The sequence below is a fragment of the Rhodococcus daqingensis genome, assembly GCF_042665615.1.
Lineage (GTDB): Bacteria > Actinomycetota > Actinomycetes > Mycobacteriales > Mycobacteriaceae > Rhodococcus_G > Rhodococcus_G daqingensis.
Genome location: NZ_JBHTCS010000009.1, coordinates 507,139 through 523,447, shown reverse-complemented (window position 1 = coordinate 523,447; position 16,309 = coordinate 507,139). Strand labels below are relative to the sequence as shown.

General features: G+C 70.3%; 16 protein-coding genes. 7 read left to right on the top strand and 9 right to left on the bottom strand.

The genetic code is table 11. From position 1 onward, the window contains the following. Positions 1 to 10 precede the first annotated feature (10 nt). Genes ACFQS9_RS06990 through ACFQS9_RS06970 form a run of 5 tightly spaced genes read right to left on the bottom strand, consistent with a single transcriptional unit; the run spans position 11 to position 3,485 of the window. Positions 11 to 1,279, bottom strand: coding sequence for a primosomal protein (locus ACFQS9_RS06990; protein ID WP_378402851.1), 1,269 nt, complete (start codon positions 1,277 to 1,279; stop codon positions 11 to 13). A gap of 10 nt (positions 1,280 to 1,289) precedes the next feature. Further along, entirely contained in the window at positions 1,290 to 1,604 is a 315-nt protein-coding gene (locus ACFQS9_RS06985) for a YbaB/EbfC family nucleoid-associated protein (protein WP_378402849.1), read from the bottom strand. Continuing rightward, positions 1,601 to 1,948, bottom strand: a complete 348-nt coding sequence (locus tag ACFQS9_RS06980; protein ID WP_378402847.1) for a hypothetical protein — start codon at positions 1,946 to 1,948, stop codon at positions 1,601 to 1,603. Before ACFQS9_RS06980 ends, ACFQS9_RS06985 begins: the two co-directional genes overlap by 4 nt. Beyond that, the gene (locus ACFQS9_RS06975) at positions 1,945 to 3,159 is read right to left on the bottom strand and encodes a C40 family peptidase (protein ID WP_378402845.1); all 1,215 of its coding nucleotides are present in this window, start codon (positions 3,157 to 3,159) and stop codon (positions 1,945 to 1,947) included. Before ACFQS9_RS06975 ends, ACFQS9_RS06980 begins: the two co-directional genes overlap by 4 nt. 2 nt (positions 3,160 to 3,161) lie before the next feature. After that, a complete protein-coding gene (locus tag ACFQS9_RS06970; RefSeq protein ID WP_378402843.1) occupies positions 3,162 to 3,485 on the bottom strand; it encodes a type VII secretion target in 324 nt (107 codons plus the stop codon). 98 nt (positions 3,486 to 3,583) lie between these two features. On the opposite strand from ACFQS9_RS06970, the gene upp reads away from it, so the two are divergent. Then, positions 3,584 to 4,213 (top strand): uracil phosphoribosyltransferase, encoded by a 630-nt coding sequence (upp, locus tag ACFQS9_RS06965; protein WP_378402841.1) that lies wholly within the window; start codon positions 3,584 to 3,586, stop codon positions 4,211 to 4,213. Between the two features lie 2 nt (positions 4,214 to 4,215). Here upp and ACFQS9_RS06960 read toward each other — a convergent pair whose 3' ends face one another. Further along, complete coding sequence (locus ACFQS9_RS06960) at positions 4,216 to 5,706, bottom strand: phospho-sugar mutase (protein ID WP_378402839.1); 1,491 nt, start codon at positions 5,704 to 5,706, stop codon at positions 4,216 to 4,218. Positions 5,707 to 5,717: 11 nt separating this feature from the next. Next, the gene (locus ACFQS9_RS06955; RefSeq protein WP_378402837.1) at positions 5,718 to 6,530 is read right to left on the bottom strand and encodes a purine-nucleoside phosphorylase; all 813 of its coding nucleotides are present in this window, start codon (positions 6,528 to 6,530) and stop codon (positions 5,718 to 5,720) included. A gap of 18 nt (positions 6,531 to 6,548) precedes the next feature. On the opposite strand from ACFQS9_RS06955, the gene ACFQS9_RS06950 reads away from it, so the two are divergent. From ACFQS9_RS06950 to ACFQS9_RS06940, 3 genes are read left to right on the top strand one after another with little or no spacing between them, the layout of a single operon-like run. After that, positions 6,549 to 7,247: an enoyl-CoA hydratase/isomerase family protein gene (locus tag ACFQS9_RS06950; RefSeq protein WP_378402835.1), complete on the top strand. Its 699-nt coding sequence runs from the start codon at positions 6,549 to 6,551 to the stop codon at positions 7,245 to 7,247. Between the two features lie 53 nt (positions 7,248 to 7,300). Then, positions 7,301 to 8,476, top strand: coding sequence for a M20 family metallopeptidase (locus ACFQS9_RS06945; protein ID WP_378402833.1), 1,176 nt, complete (start codon positions 7,301 to 7,303; stop codon positions 8,474 to 8,476). Continuing rightward, positions 8,473 to 9,636, top strand: coding sequence for a M20 family metallopeptidase (locus ACFQS9_RS06940; RefSeq protein WP_378402831.1), 1,164 nt, complete (start codon positions 8,473 to 8,475; stop codon positions 9,634 to 9,636). Before ACFQS9_RS06945 ends, ACFQS9_RS06940 begins: the two co-directional genes overlap by 4 nt. On the opposite strand, the gene ACFQS9_RS06935 is transcribed toward ACFQS9_RS06940, so the two are convergent. Next, positions 9,633 to 10,106 (bottom strand): gamma-glutamylcyclotransferase family protein, encoded by a 474-nt coding sequence (locus ACFQS9_RS06935; RefSeq protein ID WP_027500255.1) that lies wholly within the window; start codon positions 10,104 to 10,106, stop codon positions 9,633 to 9,635. The two genes, ACFQS9_RS06940 and ACFQS9_RS06935, sit on opposite strands and share 4 nt — an antisense overlap. A 163-nt stretch (positions 10,107 to 10,269) precedes the next feature. Between ACFQS9_RS06935 and ACFQS9_RS06930 the strand changes: the two genes are divergently transcribed. Further along, positions 10,270 to 11,673, top strand: coding sequence for an NAD(P)H-quinone dehydrogenase (locus ACFQS9_RS06930; protein ID WP_378402829.1), 1,404 nt, complete (start codon positions 10,270 to 10,272; stop codon positions 11,671 to 11,673). A 54-nt stretch (positions 11,674 to 11,727) separates the two neighbouring features. After that, positions 11,728 to 12,930, top strand: a complete 1,203-nt coding sequence (locus tag ACFQS9_RS06925; RefSeq protein WP_378402827.1) for an aminotransferase-like domain-containing protein — start codon at positions 11,728 to 11,730, stop codon at positions 12,928 to 12,930. Here the strand turns inward: ACFQS9_RS06925 and glpK are convergent. Next, entirely contained in the window at positions 12,912 to 14,408 is a 1,497-nt protein-coding gene (gene glpK / locus ACFQS9_RS06920) for a glycerol kinase GlpK (protein ID WP_378402825.1), read from the bottom strand. The genes ACFQS9_RS06925 and glpK overlap by 19 nt on opposite strands. Before the next feature lie 163 nt (positions 14,409 to 14,571). On the opposite strand from glpK, the gene glpD reads away from it, so the two are divergent. Continuing rightward, positions 14,572 to 16,305 carry a glycerol-3-phosphate dehydrogenase gene (gene glpD / locus ACFQS9_RS06915; protein WP_378402823.1) on the top strand — a complete coding sequence of 578 codons (1,734 nt, stop codon included), beginning with the start codon at positions 14,572 to 14,574 and terminating at the stop codon, positions 16,303 to 16,305. Positions 16,306 to 16,309: the final 4 nt, after the last annotated feature.

The window sequence follows — 16,309 nt, the reverse complement described above, 5'->3', positions numbered from 1 at the left end:
CATCCGCTGATCACTCGACCCGCAGCCGGGCCTCGAACTCGCGCTCGAGGGCACGCCAGGCCTCGGACTCGGCGTCGAACGGCGGGTTCGGTGCCAGTCGGGAGGGGTCGGGATTGAGCGTGTAGGAGACGTACCAGCCGAGCGGGGTGGAGGTGGCGAGAGCCTGCTCGGTGGAGTCGTCGTCCGCGTAATCGGCTGCGTCGGTGAACAGTTCGACCGCCAGGTCGAGCTGGTCGGCGTCGACCGACTGAGGTCCCTGGGCGAGATCATCGGCGAGGCCCGGCAACACGTAGACGTTCTCGTCGGTGACCTCGATCTCGAGGGCGCCGTCGACTGCCGCGGTCTGCACATCCGAGTAGGTGCTCAGCTGCGCGAGGTCGTGATCGTGGTTGTCGGCCAGGTAGCGGGCCAGTGCGCGCTCGGAGGTGAAGACCAGGATGCGTCCCGACCTGCCGAGGAAGATCGGATCGTCATCGAGGTAACACCGCAGCGTGTAGTAGACGGCACCCGAGGTGATGATCTTGATCGGATCGATGCCGACGGACGTCCAGAACGATTCGTCCTCCGCGGCGAGTGCGATCGGGTCGACGGTCTCGTCGTCGAGGTCGACCGTCATGAACTCGAGTTCGTCGTCCTCGTCCGATTCCTCCGCGGCGTCGTCCGCATCGACGATATTCTCCTCTGCGGCAAGGATTTCGGCCTCGGCGACGGCAACGGCCGCCTGGTCGACCTCGGGGGTCGCCACGATCGCATCGATCGCGTCGAGAACGTCATCCCAGCCGTCGGCGACGGCAGTGCCGATCTGGATCCACAGCTGCTCGCCGTCGCGCCCGGCGAAGGCGTTCACGCCGCCGGGCAGCGCCCCGAGGACCGGGTGAGCGCCGAAGAACTTGGTGACGGTGTCGAGCTCGCACACCTCGCCGATCGTGCGCACCATCTCGAGGGTCTCCTCGAGTTCGGTGATGGTCAGCGCATCGGGATCTCCCGCGGCGAGCTCGGGCACGCCCACCAGGTCGTAGACGTGCGTCTCGTCCGGTTCCAGCTCCGAGGCCCCCAACGCCGACAGCGTCGACCACGACGGGTGCTCGACCAGGTCATTGTCCGAGTTGGTGCGGGTGAACGCTGCCAGTTCGGCGACCGATTCGAAGGCGTACAGATCCTCGTCGTGACCGAGGAACGCCTCCCACTCGTCGTCCCCCTCACGCCACCGGGGAGCCCACAACGTGACGAGGTCGCCATCGGTGAGACCGAGCTGGATCGGGACGATGTCTCCTGCCATGGCTGGCAGCCTAGTCGGTGAACGCGGCCTGCAGCGACGTCAGTATCCGTTCTCGTCGGTCGGCCACCATCTGCGCGGCCCTGGCGGCGGTCGTGGTGATCATGGTGGCCAGTTCACGGGCATCGACGTGGGCAATCGACTCGGAGATCCACAGGCCGCTCATCCCGCCGTTCCGATCGACCTCGACGCTGACCAGGCCCGAGTCGTGGGTCACCCGGGCCCGTGCCCGGGTGAGGTCGTGCAGCGCGTTCTCAAGGTCGTCGACGCGGCCGCTGGCGCGCTCGACGATGAGGTCCATCTGGTTGTCGGTGTTTCGCTCGCTCACAGCTGTCGCATCCAACTCGTCGGGGCGGCTTCTTCCTCGGCCTCGGCCTGCTGCACGGCGGCCAGCTCGTTCCTGGTCGGCAGGCCCAGCTTGTCGAGGACCTCGGCGGGCACCCCCTGCTCGGTCAGGTCGGCGCGCCTGCGGACCTGCGCCTCCCGTGTGGACCGCGTGCAGACCTCGAGGATTGCGGCGGCCAGTTGCGTTCCGCCGTAACGCAGTTCGCGCTGATCGATGCGGATCTCCAACGGAAGGCCCTGATCGGTGGCACGGACGGTGATGCTGCCTGCCCGGTTTCCCACCGTCGCGACCGACACGTTCGCCGGCACCTGCTGCCCGGCGCTCATTCGGTCGGCCTGTAGAAGCCCTGGAAGCCCATGCCGATGTTCTCGGTGCGGACCGAACTCACCTGGACCGGGTCCCCGGCTTCCACCATTTGATTGTTCCCGATCACCATCGCGACGTGGCCGTCCCAGACGGCCAGGTCGCCGGGCTGCAGGTCAGACTGGTTCACCGGGATGCCCACGCTCTGTTCCTGGGCGAGCCGGGGGATCTCCACACCCGCCTCGCCGTACGCCCACTGCGTCAGCCCGGAGCAGTCCAGACCCTGACCCGGCGTGGTGCCACCCCACTCGTACGGCACGCCCTGCTGGCTCAGCGCGTTGCGGACCGCGTCCGCGGCCTCGCGGTTCGGTGCCATCGCGGTGCTGCCGTCCGGCAGGAAGATCTCGACGCCCTCGCTGCTGCCCAGCGAGTCCGAGCTGCTCCCGGTGCGCGGGCGGGTGGGGGCCTTGCCGATCTCCGGTGGAGCGGTGCCCGAGCCCCGCCCGAGCGGGTTGCCGCCGCCGAGCCCGCGTCCGGTCTGGCCCATCGCGCCGCTGAAGCCGGAGTAGCCGTTGCCGGGCGCGGACGAGGCGGCGTTGCCGAAGCTGTTGCCGAAACCGCTGAAGGCGTCGCCACGCTGCTGCAGCGACGACGCGGGCGTGGTGGCAGCGGTCGAGGCCGCGGGGCGCACCGAGGCCTGTGCCGCACCGGGATCTGCAGGGTCGCCGGTCGCCTCGGGGGCCGTCAACGCCGTCATCTTGGCGGTGTGCACGGTCAGCTCGGCGCGGACCCGCGCGACCACGGCCAGCCCCCGGGAGAGGTGATCGATGGCGGCGGCGATGATCATGATCTGGCCCGGTGGCGTGGTCAGGGTGGGACCGGCCGCGACGGCGACCGAGATGAACGACTGCAAGATGCCCTCGAGCTCGACCATTCCGGTGTTCACGTCGCGGGAGGCGACGGTGAGCACGTCCGCGATCTCGTTGCCGCGGTCGGAGAGCTGGACCTGTTGCGCCTGGGCCTGGTCCGCTTTGGCCACGGCGGCGTCGGACGCGACACCGGTCCACACGCCGCCGAGTTCGGCGATGCCGAGCTTGCCGACCGCATACGCGGAGTCGAGGGCGATCGAGGCGATCCTGATGGCGTCCGCAGGCCCGCCGGACGGCATCACTCCGGTGCCGAAGGTGTCCACCAACTCGATGATGGGGCGGGCGAGCAGGTCGATCCCGATCATGCTCAGGCCTCCAATCCGTTGCCCGTGGCACTGAGTCCCGACGCCGCGCCGAGGTCGGCGGCGTCATAGGCGGCGGCAGAGGCGTGCGCGGCCTCGCTCATGCTCCCCAGGACCCGCGCGAGGTCGGTCAGCGCGGCCGCGTGACCGCCGTGCGCGGTCGCGAAGGCGGCGACGAAGTCGCCGCCGATCAGCCCGAACGCGGGGCCGAGCAGGACCGGGCCCGCCGCCGCCGTCCCGAGCGCGGCGGTCTCGACCTGGGCCGCCATCGACCAGGCCGTCGCGCCGTAGGCGCGGATGCCCTCGGTCACCGCCGAAAATTCACTCATGTCGTTCCCCCGGAGTCAGAACTGTGCATTGCCTGGTTGGACGCCGCCGACGCGGCTCCGGTTCCATCGAAGCGAGTTTCGCGCATATTCTTTCGGCCATGGACACGCATGTGGTTGATCACCCCCTGGCCGCCTCGCTGCTGACCACGATGCGCGATGCCGACAGTGACAACCCGACCTTCAGGTCGGCGCTGCGGGAACTGACCCAGATGCTGATCTACGAGGCCATCCGCGACGCCGAGATCGAGGTGTTCGAGGTGCAGACCCCGGTCGCGGCGGCCCGCGGCGTCCGGCTGGCCACGCCGCCACTGCTGGTGCCGGTGCTGCGGGCCGGTCTCGGCATGGTCGAGCAGGCGAGTTCACTGATCCCGCAGTCGCAGGTCGGCTTCGTCGGCATGGCCCGCGACGAGCAGACCCATCAGCCGGTGCCGTATCTCGAATCGCTGCCCGACGACCTGTCCGGGATCCCGGTGTACGTGCTCGACCCGATGCTCGCCACCGGCGGGTCGATGGTGCACACCATCGAACTGCTCGTCGCCAGGGGCGCGGGCGACATCACCGCGGTCTGTGTGGTTGCCGCGCCGGAGGGCGTCGCGGCACTCGAAGGCTCGGGGTTCCCCGTCCGGTTGGTCACCGCGAGCATCGACGAGGGACTCAACGAGGACGCGTACATCGTCCCCGGCCTCGGTGACGCGGGGGACCGGCAGTTCGGCCCGCGCTGGATCTGAGGTCAGAGCCGGCGCGCGTAGTCGGCCAGCTCCCGCAACCGAGTCGCCGCCTCTGCCCGCGCGCGCTCCAGATCGGATCGGTCGTCGACGTCCACGACGACCTCGAGATAGCACTTGAGTTTGGGCTCGGTTCCGGACGGCCGCACCACCATTCGGGTGTGGTCGCCGCGTAGCACCACCGCGTCCGTGCGGAGCGCGCCGCGCCGGGCGAGCAGGTCCTCGGCGGTGACGTCGTCGCCGGCCAGCGATCGCGGCAGGGCGGCCCGCAGCCGGGACATCAGGTCCTCGAGCTCGCGCTGGTGCCCGACCCGTCGCGACACCTGGTCTCCCGCGTGCACCCCGAACTCGACCGCGTAGTCGTCGAGGACGTCCTGCAGGGCTCGGCCCCGCGCCTTGAGCCCGGCCGCCAGGTCTGCCACCAGCACGGCGGCGGAGATCCCGTCCTTGTCGCGGACGGCCTCCGGGTCGACGCAGTGCCCCAGGGCCTCCTCGTAGGCGTAGACCAGGCCGGCCCCGGCCCGGACCAGCCACTTGAAGCCGGTGAGCGTCTCGGCGAAGCGCGCACCCCTGGCCGCCGCGACCTTCGCCAGCAGCTGTGACGACACGATCGTGGTCGCCAGGAGTGGATCGGGCCCCGCAGTGGAGAGCACGTGGTCGCCCAGCAGGACGCCGGTCTCGTCCCCGCGCAGCATCCGCCACCCGTCCGGTCCGGGTACGCCGACCGCACAGCGATCCGCGTCCGGGTCGAGCGCGATGGCCAGGTCGGCGTCGACGTCGTCGGCGAGCTCGAGGAGGGCGTCGGTGGCGCCGTCCTCCTCGGGATTGGGGAACCGCACGGTGGGAAAGTCCGGGTCCGGATCGAATTGCCTTGTCACGGTGTGCACATCGGTGAAGCCCGCGGCGGTCAGCGCGGCGAGCGCGGTGTCGCCGCCGACGCCGTGCAGCGGGGTCAACGCGATGCGCAGGTCGCGGCTGCTCCCGCGCGGTAGCGCGGCGACCCGGGCGAGGTACTCGGCGACCAGCGCGTCGTCGGCCGGTGCGACCGGGGCGCGGCGGACCGCGGACGCGGGACCGGCCGCCTCGATGGCGCGCTCGATCTCCCGGTCGGCGGGGGCGATGAGCTGCGCCCCGCCGTCGGTGTACACCTTGTAGCCGTTGTCTGTCGCGGGATTGTGCGAGGCGGTGATCTGCACGCCTGCGGCCGCCCGGAGCCGGCGGACCGCGAAGGCCAGCACCGGTGTCGGCAGCGGTCGGGGCAGTGCCACCACCTCGAACCCGGCGGCCGCGAGCACCTCCGCGGTCGCGGCGGCGAATTCCTCCGAACCGTGGCGCGCGTCGCGGCCGACCACCACGGTCGAGCCGCCGAGGCAGCGCGCCTGCAACCAGGACACCAGCCCGGCGGTGGTCCGCACGACGGTGTCGACGTTCATCGCGCCCCGGCCGGGTCCCAGCGGCCCGCGCAGTCCGGCGGTGCCGAAGGTCAGCGGAGTCACGTTCTCGTCCGTCACAGCCGGGCGACCAGCGCGCGGAGCAGCTCGCCCATCCGTCCCGCCGAGGCGGCACCCGCCGCGAGCACCTCGGAGTGGTCGAGTGGTTCGCCGGTGATGCCCGCGGCCAGGTTGGTCACCAGCGACAGTCCCAGCACCCGTGCGCCGATCGCCCGGACCGCGATCGCCTCGTGGACGGTCGACATCCCGACCAGGTCCGCGCCGAGCACCCGCAGCATCCGGATCTCGGCAGGCGTCTCGTAGTGCGGTCCGGGCAGCCCGGCGTACACACCCTCGGTCAGTGCCGGGTCGATCTGCCTGGCGAGCGCGCGCAGGTCGGGGGAGTACGCGTCCACCATGTTCACGAACTCGGCGCCCACCAGCGGCGACCTGGCCGTCAGGTTGAGATGGTCGGAGATCAGGACCGGCACACCGACACTCATGCCCTCCCGGATCCCGCCCGCAGCGTTCGTCAGGATCACGGTTCCCGCGCCCGTGGCGCAGGCGGTCCGGACGGGGTGCACCACCCGGGTCAGATCGTGTCCCTCGTAGGCGTGGGTGCGGCCGAGCAGCAACAGCACGTGGGCGTCTCCGACACGCACCGAGCGCACCTGCCCGGCGTGCCCGGACGCGGACGGCGCGGCGAAGCCGGGCAGCTCCGCCATCGGCACCGTGGCGGACGGGGCACCGAACGCATCGGCCGCGGCCTGCCATCCGGAGCCGAGCACCACCGCCACGTCGTGGGCGGGCACCCCGGTGCGTTCGGCGAGCACACTCGCGGCCCGCGCCGCGGCGCCGAACGGGTCGGCGGCCAGATCGGAATCGTCCATGGCCGCTATTGTGCCCATATGCCATTTCTTGAGCGCGACGGCGACGTATTCATCCTGTACCTCGGTGACGAGGGGCAGAGGGACAGCGAGAACCGCTTCCATCCCGACTGGATCACCGAGATCCACGCGAAGCTGGACGAGGTCGAGGCCCACGAGGGTCCCGCCGCCCTGGTCACCTACGCCACCGGCAAGTTCTACAGCAACGGACTCGACACCGACTGGCTGTTCGGCAACCTGGACAAGTCGCACTGGTACCTGGATCAGGTGCACACCGTGTTCACCCGGCTGCTGACCTTCCCGATGACCACGGTGGCCGCCGTGCAGGGGCACGCCTTCGGTGCCGGCGCCATGCTCGCCACCTCGCAGGATGTGCGCGTGATGCGCGCGGACCGGGGTTTCTACAGCCTGCCGGAAGCGGCCCTGAACATGCCGTTCACCATCGGCATGAACGCGCTGATGACGACGGCCCTGCCCCGGCAGACCGCGGTCGAGTCGATGACCACGAGCCGCCGGTACGGCGGCCCCGACGCCCTGGCCGCCGGGATCGTGAACCAGACCGCGGACGGCGACGGCGTGCTGGCCGCGGCGGTGGCCCGCGCGGCGGCGACGACGGCGCTGCACGGACCGAACCTCGCCGGGATCAAGGCGGGCATCCACCGGCCGGTCCTCGAGGCATTCGCCGTGCCGACGGACCCGTCCAATCTCACCTTCGGGTAGCCGCCGGGCCCGCACGGGCGGGTGACGCAGGACACGGATGAGATACTGGACCCGTGAATTCGGAAGTGGTCGGTACGGTTGCGACAGCGGCGTCCGACCTCGTCGCTCTGTCGCATTCGATTCACGCGGAGCCGGAGCTCGCGTTCGAGGAGCATCGCAGCGTCGCGAAGATCGCGGAACTGCTGTCTCAGCGCGGTTTCGACATCGAGACGCCGGTGGCCGAGTTGCCGACGGCGCTGCGTGCGAGCTACGGCAGCGGCGACCTGGTCGTCGGGATCTTCGCGGAGTACGACGCGCTCCCGGAGATCGGACATGCGTGCGGGCACAACATCATCGCGGCGTCGGCGGTCGGCGCGGGTCTCGCGCTCGCGCCGCTCGCCGACCGCCTCGGCATCACGGTCCGGGTGCTCGGCACGCCGGCGGAGGAGAGCGGCGGCGGCAAGGTACTGATGCTCGAGCGCGGGGTCTTCGACGATCTCGGCGCGGCATTGATGGTGCACCCGGGGCCGGAGGACATCGCGGGCGCCGCCTCCCTGGCGATGGCCGACCTGGCCGTCACCTTCAGCGGCCGTGAGGCGCACGCCTCGGCGGCGCCGCAGCTCGGGCGCAACGCGGCGGATGCGGCCACCGTCGCGCAGGTCGGACTCGGGCTGCTGCGTCAGCACCTGTCCGCGGGGCAGCAGATGCACGGGATCATCAGCGACGGTGGGGTCGCGCCGAACATCGTCCCTGCCAGGACCGAGATGCACTACTACCTGAGGGCGCAGACCTCGGATTCGCTCGCGGACCTGACCGAGCGGGCGCTGGCCTGCTTCGAGGCGGGCGCGCTGGCGGCCGGGTGCACGCACGAGATTCGCACCGTCTCACCGAACTACACCGAACTACGGCCCGATCCGTGGCTGGTCCGGTCCTATCGTGAACTGATCGTGGAGATGGGGCGCAGTCCGCTGGCCCCAGCATTGGAAGGATCGCGTCCCTTGGGCAGCACAGATATGGGCAACGTCACGCACGTGTTGCCGGGGATCCACCCCGTGATCGGTATCGAGTCGGGTGGCGCGGCCACCCATCAGCCGGCGTTCGCCGCGGCGTGCGTCACCGACTCCGCGGACCGTGCGGTGACCGATGGCGCGGTGGCGCTGGCGTGCACCGCGATCCGCGCGGCGACCGATCCGGCTGCGCGCGAGCGGCTGCTCGAGGGCGCACAGCGGAGGGCGGTGGCCGGCCGATGACCGAGTGGATCGACCGCTGGGTCGCCGAGCACACCGAGGACCTCTCGTCGTGGCGACGCCACATCCACGCGCACCCGGAACTGGCCCGGCACGAGTACGCCACCACCGAGTTCGTGGCGACACGTCTGATCGCGGCGGGGCTGGAACCCGAGATCCTGCCCGGCGGAACCGGTTTGACGTGTGATGTCGGTCCGGATGGTCCGCGGGTCGCGCTTCGGGCCGACATGGACGCGCTGCCGCTGCAGGAAGCGACCGGAGCGCCCTATGCGTCGATGGTCACCGGGGTCTCGCACGCGTGCGGTCACGACGCACACACCACCATCCTGCTCGGCGCCGGTCTCGCGCTCGCGCAGGCGCCGGAACTCCCGGTCGGGGTGCGGCTGATCTTCCAGCCCGCCGAGGAGGTGATGCCCGGCGGCGCGCTGGACGCGGTGGCCGCCGGTGCGCTCCAGGATGTGTCGAGAATCTTTGCGCTGCACTGTGACCCGCGCCTGGAGGCGGGGCGGGTCGGTGTCCGGCTCGGTGCGATCACCTCCGCGGCGGATACCGTCGAACTGATCCTCGACTCGCCGGGTGGGCACACCTCTCGGCCGCACCTGACCACCGACCTCGTCTACGCCCTCGGCACGGTGATCACCGGGCTGCCGGGGATGCTGAGCAGGCGGATCGATCCGCGCACCAGCACCGTGATGGTGTGGGGCGCGGTCACCGCGGGCCAGGCTCCGAATGCGATTCCCCAGTCCGGCAGGTTGGTCGGGACCGTGCGGACCGGCGACCACGACACGTGGGCGCTGCTCGAACCGATGGTCCACGAGATCGTGGACGGTCTGCTCGCCCCGACCGGAGTCCGTTACCAGCTCAACTACCGGCGCGGGGTGCCGCCGGTGGTGAACGACGAGGTCTCCACCCGGCTGTTCGAGAGTGCGATCGCCGCGATCGGGCCCGACGCGATGTCGGACACGCCACAGTCCGGGGGCGGCGAGGACTTCTCGTGGTATCTCGAGGAGGTTCCTGGCGCGATGGCCCGGCTGGGCGTCTGGTCCGGTGTCGGGCCACAGCTCGACATCCACCAGCCGACCTTCGACCTCGACGAGCGGGCCCTCGGCGTCGGCGTCAAGGTGATGGCGAACCTGCCGCTGGCCGCCGCGGGCGTTCTCTAGCTCGGGTAGCCGGGGGTCCCGGGGCCGACATTGCGGCTGTTGCGGGTCCTCAGGTCGCGCACGTACTCCGCCGGTGCGCCCGCGATCTCGGCGGCCTCGGCCATCACGCCGAGGTAGCGCGCGGAGGGCAGCCCGCCCTCGTATGCGTCGAGGACGTAGAGCCACGCCAGCACCGGCTCGCCGTCCGTGTCGACGCGGAGCCGGATCTTGCGGTGGATGCCGAGCTCGGAGCCCTCCCACCGGTCGAGGCTCACCTCGTCCTCGTCGGGGACGTCGTAGAGCACCACGAAGACGCTGGAGTCGGGGTCCTCGACGACGGTGGCCAGCGCACCTTCCCAGCCGATGTCGCCGCCGCTGAAGGTCAGCCGCCAACCGTGCAGCCAGCCCGTTCCCGCCATCGGCGAGTGCGGGCAGCGCTTGAGCATCTGCTCGGGATGCATGTTGGACCCATACGCGGCGTAGATCGGCACGGCGAAAGCCTAAACCGTGGCGGCGTGACTGCAGAACCGCACACAGCAAATCGGAACCTGTTCGCCGCAGGGAACCGGTGTCGACGTGCGTCGGAGTGGGCCGGTGCAATAGCGTGGTTTGCACCGACAACTGTGTGACAGCTCCCGAACAACTGGAGGATGAATGACCCGGATCGTGATCATCGGCGGCGGACCGGCCGGGTACGAGGCGGCGCTGGTCGCCGCGCAGCACGGTGCGACGGTCTCGCTGATCGATTGCGACGGAGTCGGCGGTGCCTGCGTGCTGTGGGACTGCGTGCCCTCGAAGACGTTCATCGCCTCGACCGGCGTGCGCACCGACATGCGCCGTGCCACCGACCTGGGCATCAGCCTCGAGCCGTGGCAGGCCACCGTCTCGTTGCCGCAGATCCACGCCCGCGTCAAGAGTCTCGCGCAGGCCCAGTCCTCGGACATCCGGGACCGCCTCCAGACCGTCGGCGTCGAGCTGCTCGCCGGGCGAGGGGAGCTGATCGACCAGGAGCTCGGGATGGCCGCGCACCAGGTCAAGGCGACCCTGCACGACGGGGGCGAGCGGGTGCTCGACGCCGACGTCGTGCTGATCGCCACCGGCGCGAGCCCCCGTGTCCTGCCCAGCGCGAAGCCCGACGGCGATCGCATCCTGAACTGGCGCCAGCTCTACGACCTCGACACGCTGCCGGAGCACCTGGTGGTGGTCGGTTCCGGCGTCACCGGCGCCGAGTTCGTCTCCGCCTACACCGAGATGGGTGTGAAGGTGACGATGGTCTCCAGTCGTGACCGGGTGCTGCCCCACGAGGATGCCGACGCCGCTCTCGTGCTCGAGGAGGCGCTGTCCGAACGCGGTGTGACCCTGGTCAAGCACGCGCGCGCCGATGCCGTCGAACGCACCGCGGACGGAATCGTGGTCACGCTGGCCGACGGTCGCGCCGTCACCGGTAGCCATGCCCTGATGACGGTCGGTTCGATCCCCAACACCGGCGGCCTCGGACTCGACCGGGTGGGCATCGAGCTCGACTCCGGCGGCTACCTGCGGGTGGACCGCGTCTCGCGGACCTCGGTGTCGGGGATCTACGCGGCCGGGGACTGCACCGGCCTGCTGCCGCTGGCCTCGGTCGCGGCGATGCAGGGCCGGATCGCGATGTATCACGCCCTGGGTGAGGGCGTGAACCCCATCAAGCTCAAGACCGTCGCCTCCGCGGTGTTCACCCGTCCCGAGATCGCCACGGTCGGCGTCAGCCAGGCCGCGATCGACGACGGCGAGGTGCCGGCACGCACCGTGATGCTCCCGCTCAACACCAATCCGCGGGCCAAGATGTCGGGCCTGCGTCGCGGCTTCGTCAAGATCTTCTGCCGCCCCGCCACCGGTGTGGTGATCGGCGGCGTCGTCGTCGCGCCGACGGCGTCGGAGTTGATCCTCCCGATCGCCATCGCGGTGCAGAACAACCTCTCGGTGAACGATCTGGCGCAGACCTTCTCGGTGTATCCGTCGCTGACCGGCTCGATCACCGAGGCTGCCCGCCAGCTGATGCGCCACGACGACCTCGACTGATCGCGAACGTTCCCACGATGTGAACAATTGAGTTCACATCGTGATCGGGCCTGTGTGATAGTCGAGGCATCGGCCGCAACCATCGGCCTCGCTCTCGCGCCTCCCGCCCCGCGGATCCGGGACCTGCTCACCATCACGGCTCGGCCCGAGATCGTCAGCCTCGCGGGCGGGTTGCCGGACCCGGACCTCATTCCGCGGACACGGATTCGAGAGGCAGGCGCGGAGGCGCTCGCCCGTCCGGATGCTGTCCAGTACACCGAGACCGCGGGCTGGTTCGGCCTGCGGGAGGTGATCGCCGCGCGGGAGTCGGCGGCGGGATCGCGTTCGGTGGACCCGCGCGAGGTGGTGGTGACCCACGGGTCCCAGCAGGCGCTGAGCCTGCTCGCCCAGGTGCTGCTCGACCCCGGCGCCACCGTCGTCGTCGAGGAACCCGCCTACACCGGTGCCCTCCAGGTGTTCCGGCTCGCCGAGGCGAGGATCCTGACGGTGCCGCTCGACGCCGACGGGATGCGCACCGACCGCCTGGAGGAGCTCCTGGACGCGGGTGAGCGGCCCGCGCTGGTGCACACGGTGAGCAACTTCCACAATCCGGGCAGCGCGACGATGTCCGCCGCGCGCAGGCGGCACCTGGCCGCGCTCGCCGATACGTACGGGTTCTGGGTGATCGAGGACGACCCGTACGGCGAGATCTGGTTCGATGCCGCGCCGCCCGCGCCGGTCGCGGACCACTCGGATCGGGTCATCCGGCTCTCGAGTGCGTCGAAGATCCTGGCGCCCGCGCTGCGGGTCGGGTGGCTGCGTGCTCCCCGCCCGGTCTGCGCGGCCGTCGAGCTGGTCAAACAGGGCGCGGACCTGTGCGGTTCGACGTTGACCCAGCGGATCGCGGCGGTCATGCTGTCCGACGGACCGTGGCTCGCCGGGCATCTGGAGCGGATCCGGGGTGCCTATGGCGCACGCGCCGCGGCGGTCGCAGGCGCGTTCGGCGATCGCGTGTCCGCGACGGTGATCGGCGGCGGCATGTTCTGCTGGCTCGAGTTCCGCGACGGCACCGACACGGCGGCGCTCCTGGAGGCCGCTCTCGACCACGGGGTCGCGTTCGTGCCCGGATCGGCCTTCGCCGTCGGAGGCGACCACCGGGCCACCGCGCGGCTGTGCTTCACCACCAATGACGAGTCGGCCCTGGCCGAGGCGGTGGACAGGCTGGCCGCGGCGCACGCGTCCGCTGACCGGCGGCGAACTCAGTCGACCCAGTCGTAGGTCCGCTCGACGGCCTTGTTCCACTCCCGGTACAGCCGATCACGTTCGGCCGCAGCCATGGTCGGATTCCAGGTGCGCCCGACGGCCCAGTTGTTGCGGATGTCGTCCTCGCCGGCCCAGAACCCGACCGCGAGCCCGGCTGCGTAGGCGGCGCCGAGCGCCGTGGTCTCGTTGACCACCGGCCGGATCACCGGGACGTCGAGGATGTCGGACTGGAACTGCATCAGGATCTCGTTGAGCACCATGCCGCCGTCCACCTTGAGGGCGGTGAGCTCGACCCCGGAGTCGGCGACGCACGCCTCGATGACCTCGCGGGTCTGAAATGCGGTGGCCTCCAGTGCGGCCCGAGCGAGATGACCCTTGTTGACGAATCTGGTCAGCCCGACGATCGCCCCGCGCGCGTCGGGGCGCCACCGCGGTGCGAACAGGCCGGAGAACGCCGGCACGAAGTAGGCGCCGCCGTTGTCCTCGACGCCGGCGGCGAGGCCCTCGATCTCCTTGGCGGAGTTGATGATCCCGAGGTTGTCACGCAACCACTGGATGAGCGATCCGGTCACCGCGACCGAACCCTCGAGCGCGTACACGGCCGGTGCGTCGCCGATCCGGTAACAGACGGTGGTGAGGAGTCCGTTGTTGCTGGGCATCGGAGTGGTGCCGGTGTTGAGCAGCAGGAAGTTGCCGGTGCCGTAGGTGTTCTTGGCCTCGCCGACGCTCAGGCAGGCCTGCCCGAACGTGGCGGCCTGCTGGTCGCCGAGGATGCCGGCGATCGGCACCCCGGCCAGGGTGCCGCGCTCGCGAACCTGCCCGTACACCTCGGAGGAGCTGCGGATCTGCGGGAGCATGGAGATCGGGATCCGGAAGTCGGCGCAGATCTGTTCGTCCCAGGTCAGGGTCCGCAGGTCCATCAGCATGGTCCGGGAGGCGTTGGTCGGGTCCGTGACGTGCAGCCCGCCGTCGACGCCGCCGGTGAGATGCCACAGGATCCAGGTGTCCATCGTGCCGAAGCAGAGGTCGCCCGCGTCGGCGCGCTCGCGGGCCCCCTCGACGTTGTCGAGGATCCAGCGGATCTTCGGTCCGGAGAAGTAGGTCGACAGGGGAAGTCCGGTGCGCTCGCGGTAGCGCCCAGGGCCCTGGTCACCGGCGAGCTCGGCGCAGAGTTCGTCGGTGCGCGTGTCCTGCCAGACGATCGCGTTGTACACCGGCTTGCCTGTTGCGCGGTCCCAGACGACGGTGGTCTCGCGTTGGTTGGTGATGCCCACCGCGGCGATGTCGTGCCGGGTCAGATCCTTCTTGGCGAGCGCGGCCGCGACGACCTCGCGGGTCGCCCGCCAGATCTCCTCCGGATCGTGTTCGACCCACCCCGCACGCGGGAAGATCTGCTCGTGCTCCTTCTGCGCTGAGGCGACCACCATCCCGGCATGATCGAAGATCATGCAGCGACTCGAGGTCGTGCCCTGGTCGATCGCGGCGACATACACGGCTAAAAGCTACTAAAGCGCGCGTCACAATTCACGTTGATCGTGAGACACCGCCCTTCTCGGGCGTCGTGCCGGTCCTGAACACCACGCGTTCGAGGCAGCGAAGACCGGTCGACATGGCCTAGCCTTGGTGCTGATTCGCCGACAACTCACAGGAGCCCGCGTGACCAAGCAATCGGGAGCACAGTTTCTGGGCCCACAGCAACGCAAGGATGCGTGGGACCAACTGGGTTCCGAGCAATTCGACGTCGTCGTGATCGGTGGCGGGGTCGTCGGCGCAGGCATCGCGCTCGACGCAGCCACCCGGGGGCTGAGCGTCGCCCTGGTGGAGGCGCGCGACTACGCGTCCGGGACCTCATCGCGGTCGTCGAAGATGTTCCATGGCGGACTGCGCTACCTGGAGCAGCTCGAATTCGGACTGGTGCGTGAGGCATTGCGTGAGCGCGAACTCTCGCTCTCGACGCTGGCGCCGCACCTCGTCAAGCCGCTGAAGTTCCTGTTCCCGATCACGCACCGGGTGTGGGAGCGCCCGTACATGGCGGCCGGGATCTTCCTCTACGACACGATGGGCGGCGCGAAGTCCGTCCCGGCGCAGAAGCACCTCACCCGATCGGGTGCGCTCCGGCTGGCCCCGGGCCTCAAGCGGAACTCGCTGGTGGGCGGAATTCGCTACTACGACACCGTCGTTGACGACGCCCGTCACACCATGACCGTGGCACGCACCGCGGCGCACTACGGCGCCGTGGTCCGCACCTCGACACAGGTGGTCGGGTTCCTGCGGGAGGCCGACCGGGTTTCCGGTGTGCGGGTGCGGGATTCGGAGGACGGCAGCACGGCCGAGGTGCGCGGTCACGTCGTGATCAACGCCACCGGTGTGTGGACCGACGAGATCCAGGCGCTGTCCAACCAGCGCGGTCGGTTCCGGGTGCGCGCGAGCAAGGGGGTGCACATCGTGGTGCCCCGGGACCGGATCGTCAGCGAGGCCGCGATCATCCTGCGCACCGAGAAGTCGGTGCTGTTCGTGATCCCGTGGGGCAACCACTGGATCATCGGAACCACCGACACCGACTGGAATCTCGATCTCGCGCACCCCGCCGCCACCAAGGCGGACATCGACTACATCCTCGGGCACGTGAACAAGGTGCTGGTCACCCCGCTCACCCACGACGACATCGACGGCGTGTACGCCGGACTGCGGCCGTTGCTCGCGGGCGAGAGCGACGAGACCTCGAAGCTCTCGCGGGAGCACGCGGTGGCACGGGTGGCGCCGGGGTTGGTGGCGATCGCGGGTGGCAAGTACACGACGTACCGGGTGATGGCGGAGGACGCCGTCGACCTGGCGTCCGAGGACATCCCGGCCCGCGTTGCACCCTCGATCACCGAGAAGGTGCCGTTGGTGGGGGCGGACGGCTACTTCGCGTTGGTCAACCAGACGACGGCGGTGGGACATCAGTACGGGCTCCATCCGTACCGGGTCAAGCACCTGCTGGACCGCTACGGCTCGCTGATCCACGAGGTGCTCGATCTCGCGACGTCGACGCCGGAGCTGCTGCAGCCGCTCACCGACGCACCCGACTACCTGCAGGTCGAGGCGGTATACGCGGCCGCGGCCGAGGGCGCGCTCCATCTCGAGGACATCCTCGCGCGGCGCACCAGGATCTCGATCGAGTACGCGCACCGCGGGGTGAACTGTGCCGAGCAGGTGGCCCAGCTGGTGGCTCCCGTCCTCGGCTGGGACGCGGCCACCGTGGACCGCGAGGTGGAGACCTATCGGGCGCGGGTGGAGGCGGAGGTCCGCTCCCAGGCGCAGCCCGACGACTCCGCGGCCGACGCGCTGCGGGCGGCCGCGCCGGAGGCGCGGGCCGAGATCCTGGAGCCGGTGCCGATCTCGCGCTGATCGG